The organism is Methylobacterium sp. ME121 (genome assembly GCF_000974725.1).
In the GTDB taxonomy this organism is placed as follows: Bacteria; Pseudomonadota; Alphaproteobacteria; order Rhizobiales; family Beijerinckiaceae; genus Methylobacterium; species Methylobacterium radiotolerans.
The window spans coordinates 1-651 of record NZ_BBUX01000190.1 but is presented as its reverse complement, the minus strand read 5'-3'; the positions used below and the strand labels follow the sequence as shown (position 1 = coordinate 651).

The 651-nt window shown below is 67.4% G+C and carries 1 pseudogene; it reads right to left on the bottom strand.

Going from position 1 to position 651, the window contains the following annotated elements:
* Positions 1-591: pseudogene (locus ME121_RS34860) on the bottom strand (IS3 family transposase); the annotation flags it as partial.
* Between the last annotated feature and the right edge of the window lie 60 nt (positions 592-651).

The following is a 651-nucleotide window of genomic DNA, read 5'->3' as shown; positions in this document are numbered from 1 at the left end:
CCCACAGCCGTGCGCGCTTGGGCTGGCGGGCCGGGACCTTCAGCCCCTCCTGCCGCCATAGGCGCTCGACCCGCTTGTCGTTGACCAGCCAGCCGTCCGCCCGCAGTAGGGCGGCGACCTTCCGATAGCCGTAGCGCCCGTAGCTACGGGCAAATTCGATCAGCTCGGCGACGAGCGCCGCCTCGTCATCTTTGCCCCGCGGCGCCTTGCGCTGTGTCGAGCGATGCTGCCCGAGTGCCTTGCAGGCCCGACGCTCGGAGACCTTCAGCACGGTCCGGACATGCTCGATGCAGGCGCGTCGGCGCGCGGGGCTGGTCAGTTTCCCCGGGCGGCTTCCTGCAGGATCAGCTTGTCCAGGGTGAGATCGGCGATGGCTTTTCTGAGCCGCTGGTTCTCCGTCTCCAGATCCTTCATCCGCCGGACCTGATCCGACTTCAGGCCGCCGTACTCACGCCGCCAGCGGTAGTAGGTCACCTCACTCACGCCGATCGCGCGGATCGCCTCCGCCACGCTCTGGCCTTGCCCGACCAGCACGTCCGCCTGCCGCAGCTTGGCGACGATCTCCTCAGGCTTGGGTCGCTTCCTCGACATCGATCCGTCCTCCAGGCTCAAAGCCATACCAAAGGGCGGACCACTTCATTGGGGGCGGAT